At 69.9% G+C, this 14333-nt stretch carries 12 protein-coding genes; 11 read left to right on the forward strand and 1 reads right to left on the reverse strand.

Features of this window, described 5'->3' with window-relative positions; translation table 11 throughout:
* Positions 1-394 precede the first annotated feature (394 nt).
* The 5 genes from AAW13_RS30435 (at position 395) to AAW13_RS30455 (ending at position 6687) form a co-directional block, all read left to right on the forward strand.
* Positions 395-916 carry a sigma-70 family RNA polymerase sigma factor gene (locus tag AAW13_RS30435; protein ID WP_010039908.1) on the forward strand — a complete coding sequence of 174 codons (522 nt, stop codon included), beginning with the start codon at positions 395-397 and terminating at the stop codon, positions 914-916.
* Positions 916-1740, forward strand: a complete 825-nt coding sequence (locus AAW13_RS30440; RefSeq protein ID WP_276207611.1) for an anti-sigma factor family protein — start codon at positions 916-918, stop codon at positions 1738-1740. The genes AAW13_RS30435 and AAW13_RS30440 overlap by 1 nt, the downstream gene beginning before the upstream one ends.
* Positions 1741-2072: 332 nt before the next feature.
* Positions 2073-4400 carry a HelD family protein gene (locus AAW13_RS30445; protein ID WP_046733429.1) on the forward strand — a complete coding sequence of 776 codons (2328 nt, stop codon included), beginning with the start codon at positions 2073-2075 and terminating at the stop codon, positions 4398-4400.
* 340 nt (positions 4401-4740) lie between these two features.
* Positions 4741-6144, forward strand: a complete 1404-nt coding sequence (locus tag AAW13_RS30450) for an NAD-dependent malic enzyme (protein WP_046733428.1) — start codon at positions 4741-4743, stop codon at positions 6142-6144.
* A gap of 261 nt (positions 6145-6405) precedes the next feature.
* Positions 6406-6687: an HU family DNA-binding protein gene (locus tag AAW13_RS30455; protein WP_046733427.1), complete on the forward strand. Its 282-nt coding sequence runs from the start codon at positions 6406-6408 to the stop codon at positions 6685-6687.
* A gap of 99 nt (positions 6688-6786) precedes the next feature.
* Here AAW13_RS30455 and murA read toward each other — a convergent pair whose 3' ends face one another.
* Positions 6787-8133: a UDP-N-acetylglucosamine 1-carboxyvinyltransferase gene (gene murA / locus AAW13_RS30460; RefSeq protein WP_046733426.1), complete on the reverse strand. Its 1347-nt coding sequence runs from the start codon at positions 8131-8133 to the stop codon at positions 6787-6789.
* Between the two features lie 251 nt (positions 8134-8384).
* On the opposite strand from murA, the gene AAW13_RS30465 reads away from it, so the two are divergent.
* From AAW13_RS30465 to AAW13_RS30490, 6 genes are all read left to right on the forward strand, one after another.
* Positions 8385-8957: a YqgE/AlgH family protein gene (locus AAW13_RS30465; protein ID WP_046733425.1), complete on the forward strand. Its 573-nt coding sequence runs from the start codon at positions 8385-8387 to the stop codon at positions 8955-8957.
* Between the two features lie 29 nt (positions 8958-8986).
* The gene (locus tag AAW13_RS30470; protein WP_046733424.1) at positions 8987-9262 is read left to right on the forward strand and encodes a DUF3039 domain-containing protein; all 276 of its coding nucleotides are present in this window, start codon (positions 8987-8989) and stop codon (positions 9260-9262) included.
* A 234-nt stretch (positions 9263-9496) separates the two neighbouring features.
* Positions 9497-10786, forward strand: coding sequence for an extracellular solute-binding protein (locus AAW13_RS30475; protein ID WP_046733423.1), 1290 nt, complete (start codon positions 9497-9499; stop codon positions 10784-10786).
* Entirely contained in the window at positions 10783-11769 is a 987-nt protein-coding gene (locus tag AAW13_RS30480) for a carbohydrate ABC transporter permease (protein WP_079179031.1), read from the forward strand. The genes AAW13_RS30475 and AAW13_RS30480 overlap by 4 nt, the downstream gene beginning before the upstream one ends.
* Positions 11770-11774: 5 nt before the next feature.
* Positions 11775-12620: a carbohydrate ABC transporter permease gene (locus tag AAW13_RS30485; RefSeq protein WP_046733438.1), complete on the forward strand. Its 846-nt coding sequence runs from the start codon at positions 11775-11777 to the stop codon at positions 12618-12620.
* A 13-nt stretch (positions 12621-12633) separates the two neighbouring features.
* Positions 12634-14259, forward strand: a complete 1626-nt coding sequence (locus tag AAW13_RS30490; protein WP_046733437.1) for a beta-N-acetylhexosaminidase — start codon at positions 12634-12636, stop codon at positions 14257-14259.
* Positions 14260-14333: the final 74 nt, after the last annotated feature.

The following is a 14333-nucleotide window of genomic DNA, read 5'->3' on the forward strand; positions in this document are numbered from 1 at the left end:
ACCCGCCCCACCGCCCCTCCCGCCCCTCCGTCTCCTCCCTCTCAGCCCGGTACCCGGACCAACTTCTGCCCCATTCACGGCATCTGTCGGACCTTCATCGAAGCTTCCCGGACGTGATTTCGACAACACTCCGTTTGGTGACCGCCGCGTACGGGCAACCCGGCCGCTCTCGACGATGTGTCGGAAATGTAAAGATCACGAGGGGGGAATGTGCTGTCATGTCCCGCTCGTCATGTCAGTACGCAGAAAAATGTGGGGTCTTGTTGAACACCCCGCGAGTCACTTCCGTACCGGTGGGGGAGCGACCGACTGGGGGAACCCCCGGACACCGGAGGTGGGCGTGCGCAAGGATGCGGCCGTGGCCAATGAACGTGGATCGAGGGCCCGACATCGCATGTCCCAGCCCTCGGAACCAGATGAGGAGCTGATGCGTGCCCTGTACAGGGAGCACGCCGGACCACTCCTTGCGTATGTCCTTCGGCTGGTCGCCGGTGATCGGCAACGCGCCGAGGACGTCGTGCAAGAGACACTCATCCGTGCCTGGAAGAACGCCGGCCAGCTCAATCGAGCGACCGGATCGGTACGCCCCTGGCTGGTGACGGTCGCTCGCCGCATCGTCATCGACGGTCACCGCAGCCGGCAGGCCCGGCCGCAGGAGGTCGATCCGTCGCCGCTGGAGGTCATCCCCGCGGAGGACGAGATCGACAAGGCGCTGTGGCTGATGACGCTGTCAGACGCGCTCGACGACCTGACCCCGGCCCACCGGGAGGTGCTCGTCGAGACGTACTTCAAGGGGCGTACCGTCAACGAGGCGGCCGAAACGCTGGGCATACCCAGCGGCACCGTTCGCTCTCGGGTGTTCTACGCCCTCAGGTCGATGAAGCTGGCTCTGGAGGAGCGGGGGGTGACGGCGTGATGAGTGTGTACGGGGGGCACGGCGGGTTCGGCACAGGTGGTGCGGGTATGTCTGGTGCCATGCAGGAATCTCCGGTGCCCAATGAGCACGAGACCGTCGGCGCATATGCGCTAGGGATTCTCGACGACGCCGAGGCAACCGCTTTCGAGGCCCATCTGGCCGGGTGCGAATGGTGCGCCCAGCAGCTCGACGAGCTGGCCGGAATGGAGCCCATGCTGGCGGCCCTGGCTGATCTGCCGGGCTCCGGAAGCACACCGTCCATCGGCGAGTCGCTGTCCGCGAAGCCCAGTCCGCGGCTGGCCGAGAAGCTGGTCGTCGAGGTGGCCGAGAAGCGGAAGGTCCGCAGCCGGCGCAACATCTTCGCACTGGCGGCCTCGGTCGTCCTGATCGCCGGCGGTTCGGCGGTCGGCGTGGCGCTGGGCGGCGGCTCGGACGGCAGCGGCGGCACCGACATGGCCGTGGGGCCCGCCCAGACGGCCTTCCAGACCATGTCCGACAAGAAGACGGCCACGGACCCGACGACCCATGTCACCGCGACCGTCGCCCTGGAGAAGAAGGACTGGGGCACCCACGCGGTCCTCCAGCTCAAGAACGTCACCGGTCCGAAGAAGTGCTCGCTCATCGCCGTCGGCAAGAACGGCGAGCGCGAGACGGTGACCTCCTGGTCGGTTCCGACCTGGGGATACGGCATCACGGACGCCAAGTCGGAGAAGGCCAAGGAGCCCCTCTACGTGCACGGCGGCGCCGCCTTCACCCCCAACCAGATCGACCACTTCGAGGTCATGACCTTCGACGGGAAGAAGCTCGTCTCGGTCAGCGCGTAGGGCCGGTCCGGCCGATCGGTCGCGGGAAACCACAGGTCGCGGGAGACCAGCGGCGGCCGACCGTGCCCGCGAGCGGGCCATGGTGCGTGCAGCCGCCAGGCGGAGGCGGCGCGGACATTCGGCCGCCGCCGCGGCGGGCGACGCGGTGGGGGCACCTCCCGGCGGAGGCCGGGGGGCGCCGGCGGGTGACGACCACGCCGTCGGGGGCACCTCCTCCGGGGAGTACGCGCCACGTCCCGCGTCCGCGGCATGATCCGCCGGACAGGCCCTGGCTTCGGCGGGCCCCCTTCGCGTACGGTTGACGGCTGCCCAGCACGTCAGAAGGGGGCCCGGTGGCCGCTCAGGCTCAACAATCCGCGGTCGGCTCTCACCGCTCCGAACAGGACACCGTCCAGGACACTGTCCAGGACTCCGTTCGGGACCGTGAGATCTGCGTCGAACAGGAACATCTCGACCGGGTCTACCGGCGCCTCGAGGAGAAGATCCACGAGGCCGAGTTCCTCATGAACGACGCGGCCCAACGCGGCCAGGTAGGCACGCCCGGAGCGCTGGCGGAGCGGGACGCCCAGGTCTTCCGGGCCGGCGTCCACCTCAACCGGCTCAACAACGAGTTCGAGGACTTCCTCTTCGGCCGGATCGACCTGCTCCTCGGCAAGGACGGCAAGAAGGGCCCCGACGGCGCCTACACCGCCGTGGAACCCGCCGACGGCGCGGTCCGCGCCGACAACACCGCCGACATCGCCGAGACCCTGCACATCGGCCGCATCGGCGTCCTCGACCAGGACTACGCGCCCCTGGTCATCGACTGGCGGGCCCCCGCCGCGGCCCCCTTCTACAGGTCCACTCCGGTGGATCCCGGGCGTGTCGTACGACGCCGGGTCATCCGCTCCAAGGGCCGCCGCGTCCTCGGTGTCGAGGACGACCTGATGCGCCCCGAGCTCACCGCCCTCCTGGACGGCGACACGCTGCCCGTCATCGGCGACGGCGCCCTGATGGCCGCCCTCGGCCAGGCCCGCGGCCACACCATGCGGGACATCGTCGCCTCCATCCAGGCCGAGCAGGACCTGGTCATCCGCGCCCCCGCCGCCTCCGTGACCTACGTCGAGGGCGGCCCGGGGACCGGCAAGACCGCCGTCGCCCTGCACCGCGCCGCCTACCTGCTCTACCAGGACCGGCGCCGCTACGCGGGCGGCATCCTGATCGTCTCCCCGACCCCGCTCCTCGTCGCCTACACCGAGGGCGTCCTGCCGTCCCTCGGCGAGGAGGGCCAGGTCGCCATCCGCGCCATCGGCTCCCTGGTCGACGGCGTCGAGGCCACCCTCTACGACACCCCGGCCACCGCCCGCGCCAAGGGCTCCTCCCGGATGCTCCGGGTGCTGCGCAAGGCCGCCCGCGGTGCCCTGGAGCTGAACGACTCGCCGACCCGGCTCAGGGTGGTCGCCTTCGGCCGCCGCCTGGAACTGGAGGCCCCCGAACTCGACCGCGTCAGGCAGAACGCGCTGAGCGGCACCGCGCCGGTCAACCTGCTCCGCCCGCGCGCCCGCAAGCTGCTCCTCGACGCCCTGTGGGCCCGCTCCGGCGCGGCCGGCCGGCACACCGACCCGGAACTCGCCGCCGAACTGCGCTCCTCCTTCGACGAGGACATCCTCACCGAGGACCCCTTCATCGAGTTCCTCGACGCCTGGTGGCCCGAGCTCACCCCGCGGGCCGTCCTCACCGCCATGGCCGACGAGAGACGCCTCGGCCGCTGGGCCCGCCGCGTCCTCAACCCCGGCGAGATCCGCCGGGTGGCCCGCTCCCTGCGGCGGGACGGCCACACGGTCCACGACATCGCCATGCTCGACGAGCTCCAGGCCATCCTCGGCGCCCCCGCCCGCCCGAAGCGCAAACGCGAGGCGGACCCGCTGGACCAGCTCACCGGCCTGGAGGAGCTGATGCCGGTCCGTGAGGAGTCCCAGCGCGAGCGCGCCGAACGGCTCGCCCAGGAGCGCGTCGAGTACGCCCACGTCATCGTCGACGAGGCCCAGGACCTGACTCCGATGCAGTGGCGGATGGTCGGCCGCCGGGGCAGGCACGCCACCTGGACGGTCGTCGGCGACCCCGCCCAGTCCTCCTGGTCCGACCCGGACGAGGCGGCCGAGGCCCGCGACGAGGCGCTCGGCAGCCGTCCGCGCCGCCGCTTCGAGCTCACCGTCAACTACCGCAACCCGGCGGAGATCGCCGAGCTCGCGGCCAAGGTGCTGGCCCTCGCCATGCCCGGCTCCAAGTCCCCGTCGGCCGTCCGCTCCACTGGAGTCGAACCCCGCTTCACGGTGGTGCGCGACTCCCTGGAGAAGACCGTGCGCGCGGAAGCGGAGCGGCTGCTCGGCCTGGTGGACGGCACGGTCGGCGTGGTCGTCGCCATGGACCGGCGCGCCGAGGCCGCCCGCTGGCTCGCCGGGCTCGGTGACCGGGTGGTGGCCCTCGGCAGCCTGGAGGCCAAGGGCCTGGAGTACGACGCGACGGTCGTCGTCTCGCCCGCGGAGATCGCCGACGAGTCCCCGGCCGGGCTGCGCGTGCTGTACGTGGCCCTCACCCGGGCGACCCAGCAGCTGACGGTGGTCTCCGCGGAACGTGACGAACCGGACGCGGCCGGGGTGCCCGACCTGCTCAGGGACTGAGTCCGGGGGTGTCCGGGGACCCGTTCGGCTGGAGGTTTCCTGTGAAGTCGGCGGACGGGAATGGCTGAACGGGATCTGTTTGTTAGCCTTGTCGTGACACCGGCTCGATCCAAGCCCCCGGGCCCAACCTTCGTCGCTGCGAGCGACCACTTGCCGCGAGGCGAGCATGGCGGGTCGGTGTCATGAACGTAGAAGGGGCCCACGTCACCGTGTGACGTGGGCCCCTTTTTCTCGCGAACAATACGCACGTAATCAGGCCCGGCTAACGCCTACCCGGCGGTAGGTGCGACGATCGGACGGCAAAACCAGCGACACGGTGAAACAACGAAGGAAGTCGGCCATGGCAACGGCGCCCAGCGTCTCCTACTCGATGACCATCCGGCTGGAGGTGCCCGCGAGCGGAACGGCCGTCTCGCAGCTCACCACCGCCGTGGAGTCCTCCGGAGGCTCGGTCACCGGCCTCGACGTCACCGCGTCCGGCCACGAGAAGCTCCGTATCGACGTCACCATCGCGGCCTCCTCGACCGCGCACGCCGACCAGATCGTCGAGCAGCTCCGCCACATCGAGGGCGTCACCCTCGGCAAGGTCTCCGACCGTACCTTCCTGATGCACCTCGGCGGCAAGATCGAGATGGCGTCGAAGCACCCCATCCGCAACCGTGACGACCTCTCCATGATCTACACCCCGGGCGTGGCCCGCGTGTGCATGGCGATCGCGGAGAACCCCGAGGACGCGCGCCGCCTCACCATCAAGCGCAACTCCGTTGCGGTCGTGACGGACGGCTCCGCGGTCCTCGGCCTCGGCAACATCGGCCCCAAGGCCGCCCTCCCGGTCATGGAGGGCAAGGCGGCCCTCTTCAAGCGGTTCGCGGGCATCGACGCCTGGCCGCTGTGCCTCGACACCCAGGACACCGACGCGATCGTCGAGATCGTCAAGGCGATCGCCCCTGGCTTCGCGGGCATCAACCTGGAGGACATCTCCGCGCCCCGCTGCTTCGAGATCGAGGCGCGCCTGCGCGAGGCCCTCGACATCCCCGTCTTCCACGACGACCAGCACGGCACCGCGATCGTCGTCCTCGCCGCCCTGACGAACGCACTTCGCTGCACCGGCAAGGCGATCGAGAACATCCGGGTCGTCATGTCCGGCGCCGGCGCGGCCGGTACGGCCATCCTCAAGCTGCTGCTCGCGGCCGGCGTGAAGAACGCCGTCGTCGCCGACATCCGCGGTGTCGTGCACTCCGCGCGCGAGGACCTCGTCGACGCGCCCGCGGACTCGGCGCTGCGCTGGATCGCCGACAACACCAACCCCGAGGGCCTCACCGGCAGCCTCAAGGAGGCCGTGCGCGGCGCCGACGTCTTCATCGGCGTGTCCGCCCCGAACGTGCTCGACGGGGACGACGTCGCCGCCATGGCCGACGGTGCGATCGTGTTCGCACTCGCGAACCCTGACCCCGAGGTCGACCCGGCGATCGCCCGCCAGACGGCCGCCGTGGTCGCCACCGGCCGCTCCGACTTCCCCAACCAGATCAACAACGTGCTGGTCTTCCCGGGTGTCTTCCGGGGCCTCCTGGACGCCCAGTCCCGTACGGTGAACACGGACATGATGCTCGCGGCCGCGAAGGCCCTCGCCGACGTGGTGACGGAGGACGAACTGAACCCGAACTACATCATCCCCAGCGTCTTCAACGAGAAGGTCGCCGGGGCGGTGGCGGGCGCGGTCCGGGAGGCGGCGAAGGGCGCGTAAGCGCCCGTCAGGGGCGCGGGGAACCGCGTGACCGGCCGCCACCGGGCGGCACCAGGAACCCCGCCCGGGCAAACATCTGTGAAACTTGCCACGCCATACATCCGGCGCGTCGTGAAACCCCCCCTTCGGCCCAGCCGTAGGGTATTGGCGGCACCCGGATTGGCGTTCCCGCCGCAGGTGGGGGCAGGATGCGTCCCGGCCCAACATGCGGCTCCGCCGCGTGGCACGCCTCAATGGCAAGAAGAACACGGGAGTAACAACATGAACCGCAGTGAGCTGGTGGCCGCGCTGGCCGACCGTGCCGAGGTGACTCGCAAGGACGCCGACGCCGTGCTGGCCGCGTTCGCCGACGTCGTCGGCGACATCGTCTCCAAGGGCGACGAGAAGGTCACCATCCCCGGCTTCCTGACCTTCGAGCGCACCCACCGTGCCGCTCGTACCGCGCGCAACCCGCAGACCGGCGAGCCGATCAACATCCCCGCCGGCTACAGCGTGAAGGTCTCCGCGGGCTCGAAGCTCAAGGAAGCCGCGAAGGGCAAGTGACCTTGCCGTCCGTAAGCCACGGGACGGCATACGGCACGTAGGAACGACGACGGGGCGGCCCCTCCACCAGGGGGCCGCCCCGTCGTCGTACCAGAACCGCTACCCGAGCGCCTTGCCCGGCAGTTCGACCTTCGCGCCGAGTTCCATGAGCTTCTCCATGAAGTTCTCGTAGCCGCGGTTGATGAGGTCGATGCCGTGGACCCGGGACGTGCCCTGGGCCGCGAGGGCGGCGATGAGGTAGGAGAAGCCGCCCCGGAGGTCGGGGATGACCAGGTCGGCGCCCTGGAGGCGGGTCGGTCCCGAGACGACCGCCGAGTGCAGGAAGTTGCGCTGGCCGAAGCGGCAGGCGGAGCCGCCCAGGCACTCGCGGTAGAGCTGGATGTGCGCGCCCATCTGGTTGAGCGCCGAGGTGAAGCCGAGGCGGGACTCGTACACCGTCTCGTGGACGATGGACAGGCCTGTCGCCTGGGTCAGGGCGACCACGAGCGGCTGCTGCCAGTCGGTCTGGAAGCCCGGGTGCACGTCCGTCTCCAGCGCGATGGACTTCAGCTGGCCGCCGGGGTGCCAGAAGCGGATGCCCTCGTCGTCGATCTCGAAGGCACCGCCCACCTTCCGGTAGGTGTTCAGGAACGTCATCATCGAGCGCTGCTGGGCGCCCCGGACGTAGATGTTGCCCTCGGTCGCCAGCGCCGCCGACGCCCAGGACGCCGCCTCCAGCCGGTCCGACAGGGCGCGGTGGGTGTAGCCGCCGAGCTTGTCCACACCGGTGATGCGGATCGTGCGGTCGGTGTCGATCGCGATGATCGCGCCCATCTTCTGGAGCACGCAGATGAGGTCCTCGATCTCCGGCTCGACGGCCGCGTTCGACAACTCCGTGACGCCCTCGGCGAGTACGGCCGTCAGCAGCACCTGCTCGGTCGCGCCGACGGACGGGTAGGGCAGCGCGATCTTCGTGCCGCGCAGCCCCTTGGGGGCCTCCAGGTACTGGCCGTCCGCGCGCTTCTCGATGGTCGCGCCGAACTGCCGCAGCACGTCGAAGTGGAAGTCGATCGGCCGGCCGCCGATGTCACAGCCGCCGAGCCCGGGGATGAACGCGTGCCCGAGCCGGTGCAGCAGCGGACCGCAGAACAGGATCGGGATCCGGCTGGACCCGGCGTGGGCATCGATGTCAGCGACGTTCGCGCTCTCCACGTACGTCGGGTCGAGCACCAGCTCACCGGGTTCCTCGCCCGGCCGTACCGTCACCCCGTGCAGTTGCAGCAGACCGCGTACGACCCGCACGTCACGGATGTCGGGGACGTTGCGCAGCCGACTCGGCGCACTGCCCAGCAGTGCGGCGACCATGGCCTTCGGTACGAGGTTCTTCGCACCGCGGACCCGGATCTCGCCCTCCAGCGGGGTGCCGCCATGGACAAGCAGTACGTCGTCAGAGCCGTTGACGGTCATGGATCTCGCGTTCCGTGGAGTTGGGCAGGGCTGGAGAGACAGAGTAATCGCCCATCGACCCCCTGCCGTAAGCCCAAGTACCGCCCAGCTACGTCATAGCTGTGTCACAACACGAACCGTTTCTCCTCGGGCACGAGGGGTCACTGGCCGTCACCGTGCGCCGTGGGCGCTTCCGTCCACCCTGAGCTGCATTCACTCGCACACCCCGATTGGCTCCCCACTGGACGGGAAGATGCGGGATCATGTCTGGCATGACCGAGGTGTCCTCGCTCACAGGGCGGCTGCTCGTGGCCACGCCCGCCCTGGCGGACCCGAACTTCGACCGCGCGGTGGTGCTCCTTCTCGACCACGACGAGGAGGGCTCCCTCGGTGTCGTCCTCAACCGCCCCACCCCGGTGGGCGTCGGTGACATCCTGGAGGGCTGGGCCGCCCTCGCCGGTGAGCCCGGGGTCGTCTTCCAGGGCGGCCCGGTGTCGCTGGACTCCGCGCTCGGCGTCGCGGTCATCCCGGGCGGTGCGAGCGGCGACCGCGTACCGCTCGGCTGGCGCCGGGTGCACGGCGCGATCGGTCTGGTCGACCTGGAGGCCCCGCCGGAACTGCTCGCCTCGGCCCTCGGCTCCCTGCGGATCTTCGCCGGTTACGCCGGATGGGGCCCCGGTCAGCTGGAGGACGAACTGGTGGAGGGTGCCTGGTACGTCGTCGAGTCCGAACCCGGCGACGTCTCCTCCCCGTCCCCCGAACGGCTCTGGCGCGAGGTCCTGCGCCGCCAGCGCAACGAGCTCGCGATGGTGGCCACGTACCCCGACGACCCATCGCTCAACTGATTCGTGCGGGCCTCGGTACCCTTGGCGGCATGAGCACTCTTGAGCCCGAGCGCGGGACTGGTACGGGGACCCTCGTAGAGCCGACGCCGCAGGTGTCCCATGGCGACGGCGACCACGAGCGCTTCGCCCACTACGTCCAGAAGGACAAGATCATGGCGAGCGCGCTCGACGGCACCCCCGTCGTGGCGCTGTGCGGCAAGGTGTGGGTGCCGGGCCGTGACCCGAAGAAGTACCCCGTGTGTCCCATGTGCAAGGAGATCTACGAGTCCATGAGCGGCGGCGACGACGAGGGCAAGGACAAGTAGCCCACCGCTCTCCAGCTCGGCTCTCTGAGGCCCCGAGCGCGCTTTGGCGTGCTTCGGGGCCTTTGTCGTGTCCGTGCGTTGCACGGGGTGCGTGCCCTGGTCACAGAGTGGTCGAGACCTCTTGTCGGCATGTTCATGTTGTCCCTACCCTCCGTGGTGTTGTGCAGAGCGAAACCGGCATTGCATATGTTGCAACGCCGTCCGTTGTCTCAGTGCGCTCCGGAGGGTCACTCCATGAAGCTCCCCGTCCCCGCGTTCCTCGTCGCCGCCCTGTTCCTGGCCGCCTGTGCCCCGCAGACCTCCACCAACTCCGCGTCCGACAAGGACGACAGGCACGGCACCCTGCGGGTGTGGCTGTTCCAGGAGGTCGGCAACGAGCCGAAGCAGAAGGTCGTCGACTCGGTCGTCGCCGGCTTCGAGAAGGCGCACCAGGGCACCCGGGTCGACGTCGAGTACATCCCGGTCGACACGCGCGCACAGCGCGTCAAGGCCGCGTTCAACGACCCCGGGTCCGCACCGGACGTCATGGAGTACGGCAACACCGACACCGCCGGTTACGTCCACGACGGCGGACTCCTCGACGTCACGAGGGAGTTCGGCGCCTGGCCCGCGGCCAAGGACACCGACCCGACGGCGAAGCAGTCCGTCACCGTCGCCGGCAAGGTCTACGGCGCCCCCTTCTACGTCGGGGTCCGCGCCCTCTACTACCGCACGGACGTCTTCCGGGAACTCGGCCTGAAACCACCGGCGACCCTCGCCGAGGTGGCGTCCACGGCGCGCAGGATCCGGGCCGCCAGGCCGGACCTGTACGGCCTCGTCGTCGGCGGTGCCTACACCTACGGCGCGATGCCCTTCATCTGGGCCGACGGCGGCGAACTCGCCACGGCCGTGGGAGGTTCGTACACCTCCGCGATCGACAGCGCGGCCGCCCGGAAGGGCATCAAGCAGTACACCTCCCTCTTCGGCGACGACAACTGCCCGGCCGCCAAGTGCGCGGGCTTCGGCGGCAACGACACGGTCACCGCGTTCGCGGCGGGCAAGGCCGGGATGGCGATCGGGGGCGACTTCAGCCACGCGGCGGTGGAGGCGGGGGCCGTCAAGGGGAAGTACGCGGTGGTGCCGCTGCCGGGGGTCACGGCAGGCTCGATCGCGCCGGCCTTCGCGGGCGGCAACAACATCGGCGTGCTGAAGAGCACGACACACCGCACGCTGGCGGTCCGACTGATGGAAGAGCTGACCTCGAAGAAGACACAGGCCTCGATGTTCGACGCGATGGGGTTCCTGCCGACGTTCACGGACGTGCGGGAACAGGTGGCCGCCAAGGAGCCGTTCGTCAAGCCGTTCGTGGCGACGCTGGCCGCGGGGGCGAGGTTCGTGCCCGCGTCGGCCGGGTGGTCGGCGATCGATTCCTCGCTGGTGCTGCCGACGATGTTCCAGGAGGTCATCAGCGGCAAGAAGGACGTGGCGGGGGCATCCGAGGAAGCGGCGAAGAAGATGGACTCGGCGTTCGGGGCGGCGGGATGACGCCCACCGGGGTGGGGGCTGCGGTGCCTTCGCGGGTGCGGGTGCGTCGTGGCTTGTCGCGCCCACGCGGCGGCAGCCGCAAATACGATGCAGCCCCGCGCCCCTTCGGGGGCGCCGGGTGGCACCCTTGGCTGTATCTCGCCCCCGCTCTCGTGATCCTCGGAGGGCTGCTTCTCTACCCCATCTACCAGTTGGGGCTGATCTCGGTCTTCCGGTACACCCAGGCCCAGGTCAGCGGCGGGGAACCCACCGCCTTCGTCGGAGTCGACAACTACGCGGACGTCTTCGGCGACGAGCAGTTCTGGTCGGTCCTGCTGGCCACCGTCCTCTTCGCCGCCGCCTGTGTCGTGTCGACGCTCGCCGTCGGCTGCGCGCTCGCGGTCCTGCTCACGCGGGTGCGGGCGCTGCCCCGGCTGGTGCTGATGCTGGCCGCGCTGGGGGCCTGGGCGACCCCGGCCGTCACCGGGTCGACCGTCTGGCTGTTTCTCTTCGACCCGGACTTCGGGCCCGTCAACCGGGTCCTCGGACTGGGGGACCACTCCTGGACGTACGGGCGGTACAGCGCCTTCCTGCTGGTGCTGCTCGAGGTGGTGTGGTGCTCGTTCCCGTTCGTCATGGTCACCGTGTACGCCGGGATCCGGGCCGTGCCTTCCGAGGTGCTGGAGGCCGCCGCGCTGGACGGGGCCTCGCCGTGGCGGGTCTGGCGGTCGGTGCTGGCGCCGATGCTGCGGCCGGTCCTGACAGTCGTCACCATCCAGTCGGTGATCTGGGACTTCAAGGTGTTCACCCAGATCTACGTGATGACCGGCGGGGGCGGTATCGCCGGGCAGAACCTGGTGCTGAACGTCTACGCCTACCAGCAGGCCTTCGCCTCCTCGCAGTACGGGCTGGGCGCCGCCATCGGTGTCGTCACGCTGCTGGTCCTGCTCGCCGTGACCCTGGTGTACCTGCGGCTGCTGCGCCGGCAGGGGGAGGAGCTGTGACCGTGGTGAATCTTGTGCGCGGGTTCGTAAGGCGCCCGGGGCGTACGGCGGCCGAGGCGGCGGCCCTGGTGATCGCCGTCGTCGTCGCCTTCCCGCTGTACTGGATGGTGCTGGGTGCCTTCAGACCGGCCGGCGAGATCGAGTCCGGCCGGCCCCGGCCGTGGACGCTCGCGCCGTCCCTGGACTCCTTCCGGCGGGTGTTCGGGCAGCAGGAATTCGGCCGCTACTTCGTCAACAGTCTCGTCGTCGCCGGCAGTGTGGTGGTCGTCTCGGGACTCGTCGCCTTTCTCGCGGCGACCGCCGTGACCCGATTCCGGTTCCGCTTCCGGACCACCCTGCTGATCATGTTTCTGGTGGCCCAGATGGTGCCCGTGGAGGCCCTCGCCATCCCGTTGTTCTTCCAGCTGCGGAACCTCGGTCTGCTGAACACGCTGGGCTCGCTGATCCTGCCCCACATCGCCTTCTCGCTGCCCTTCGCGATCTGGATGCTGCGGGGGTTCGTGAAAGGGGTGCCCGAGGCGCTGGAGGAGGCCGCGTACATCGACGGGGCGAGCCGTGTGCGCTTTCTCTGGCAGATCCTTTTCCCGCTCGTCCTGCCGGGGCTCGTGGCCACGAGCGTGTTTTCCTTCATCTCGGCCTGGAACGACTTCCTCTTCGCCAAGTCCTTCATCATCAGCGACACTTCGCAGTCCACGCTGCCGATGGCGCTGCTGGTGTTCTTCAAGCCGGACGACCCGGACTGGGGCGGGGTCATGGCGGCCTCCACGGTGATGACGGTTCCGGTGCTGGTGTTCTTCGTTCTCGTACAGCGAAGGCTGGTCTCAGGACTGGCCGGAGCGGTCAAGGAGTGACGTGGTGGACGTGATGGATGTGATTCCCGGACCTCTGGACGTGCTGTCCCACGGGGACGGTTTCTTCGAACTGGACGCCGGCACCGGACTCGCGGCGGGGGAGGGCGCGGAGCGTACCGAGCGCTGGCTGCGCGGCACGCTGGGGGCGGCCACCGGACTGCCGCTGCCGCCGGGCGGAAGCACGGACGACAACGTCATTCGGCTCTCCGTCGATCCGGCGGTGACCGCGGAACTCGGTGCGGAGGGCTACCGGCTCACGGTCGCCCCCACCGGTGTGCGGGTGGCAGGTGGCGGTCCCGCCGGGCTTTTCTGGGGCGCCCAGACACTGCGTCAGCTGCTCGGCCCCGACGCCTTTCGGCGTGCCCCGCTGCCCGGCGGTTCCCGGCGGCTGCCGTTGTGCCGCCTCCAGGACGCGCCGCGATTCCCCTGGCGCGGCCTCATGCTCGACGTCGCCCGGCACTTCATGCCGAAGGAAGGCGTCCTGCGCTACCTCGATCTCATGGCGGCGCACAAACTCAACGTCTTCCACTTCCATCTGACGGACGACCAGGGATGGCGCATCCGGATCGAGCGGTACCCCCTGCTCACCGAGGTCGGCTCCTGGCGGCCCCGCACGAAATTCGGCCACCGGGCCTCACCGCTGTGGGAGGAGAAGCCCCACGGCGGCCACTACACCCAGGACGACATCCGGGAGATCGTCGCCTACGCGGCCGAGCGGCATATCACCGTCGTCCCCGAAATCGACGTACCGGGGCACTCGCAGGCCGCCGTCGCCGCGTATCCGGAACTCGGCAACACCGATGTCATCGACACCGCCTCCCTGACCGTCTGGGACACCTGGGGGATCTCTCCGAACGTACTCGCCCCCACTGACAACACCCTGCGCTTCTACGAGGGGGTGTTCGAGGAAGTGCTGGAGCTGTTCCCGTCGGAGTTCATTCACGTCGGCGGCGACGAATGCCTCAAGGACCAGTGGCGGGCCTCCCCGGCCGCACAGGCCCGCATCAAGGAACTCGGGCTCGCCGGCGAGGACGAGTTGCAGGCGTGGTTCGTCGGCCACTTCGCGAAGTGGCTCTCCGCGCGCGGGCGCAGACTGATCGGCTGGGACGAGATCCTGGAGGGCGGTGTCGCCGAGGGCGCGGCCGTGGCGTCGTGGCGCGGTTACGGCGGCGGGATCGCGGCCGCGCGGGCCGGCCACGACGTCGTCATGTGCCCCGAGCAGCACGTGTATCTGGACCACCGGCAGGCGGACGGCGCGGACGAGCCGGTACCGATCGGATATGTGCGCACCCTGGAGGACGTGTATCGGTTCGAGCCCGTTCCACCGGGGCTCGACGAATCCCAGGCCCACCGGATCCTGGGCACCCAGGCCAACCTGTGGACCGAGGTGATGGAGGACCACGCGCGCGTGGACTACCAGGCGTTCCCCCGGCTGGCCGCCTTCGCCGAGGTCGCCTGGAGCGCGCTGCCGGCTCCTCCGGAACGGGACTTCGCCGGCTTCGAGCGCCGTATGGCCACCCACTACCGGCGGCTCGACGCCCTCGGGGTCGCCTACCGGCCACCGGCCGGGCCCCTGCCCTGGCAGCGTCGCCCGGGGGTGCCGGGGCGCCCGATCGACGGCCCGCCCCCGAACCGGTAGCCCTCGCCCGTCAGCTCCCCGCCCCGAACGCGTAATGGAAAAAGACCTCAAGGGTCACCGAAGAGTGTCAATCA

It is taken from the genome of Streptomyces humi (assembly GCF_001005085.2).
Taxonomy (GTDB): Bacteria; Actinomycetota; Actinomycetes; order Streptomycetales; family Streptomycetaceae; genus Streptomyces; species Streptomyces humi.

Bases quoted from the DNA above. Each gene is read 5' to 3' on its own strand.
- AAW13_RS30435 (WP_010039908.1), top strand. From the start codon at position 395: ATGTCCCAGCCCTCGGAACCAGATGAGGAGCTGATGCGTGCCCTGTAC.
- AAW13_RS30440 (WP_276207611.1), top strand. From the start codon at position 916: ATGAGTGTGTACGGGGGGCACGGCGGGTTCGGCACAGGTGGTGCGGGT.
- AAW13_RS30450 (WP_046733428.1), top strand. From the start codon at position 4,741: ATGGCAACGGCGCCCAGCGTCTCCTACTCGATGACCATCCGGCTGGAG.
- AAW13_RS30455 (WP_046733427.1), top strand. From the start codon at position 6,406: ATGAACCGCAGTGAGCTGGTGGCCGCGCTGGCCGACCGTGCCGAGGTG.
- murA (WP_046733426.1), bottom strand. From the start codon at position 8,133: ATGACCGTCAACGGCTCTGACGACGTACTGCTTGTCCATGGCGGCACC.
- AAW13_RS30465 (WP_046733425.1), top strand. From the start codon at position 8,385: ATGACCGAGGTGTCCTCGCTCACAGGGCGGCTGCTCGTGGCCACGCCC.
- AAW13_RS30470 (WP_046733424.1), top strand. From the start codon at position 8,987: ATGAGCACTCTTGAGCCCGAGCGCGGGACTGGTACGGGGACCCTCGTA.
- AAW13_RS30475 (WP_046733423.1), top strand. From the start codon at position 9,497: ATGAAGCTCCCCGTCCCCGCGTTCCTCGTCGCCGCCCTGTTCCTGGCC.
- AAW13_RS30480 (WP_079179031.1), top strand. From the start codon at position 10,783: ATGACGCCCACCGGGGTGGGGGCTGCGGTGCCTTCGCGGGTGCGGGTG.
- AAW13_RS30490 (WP_046733437.1), top strand. From the start codon at position 12,634: ATGGATGTGATTCCCGGACCTCTGGACGTGCTGTCCCACGGGGACGGT.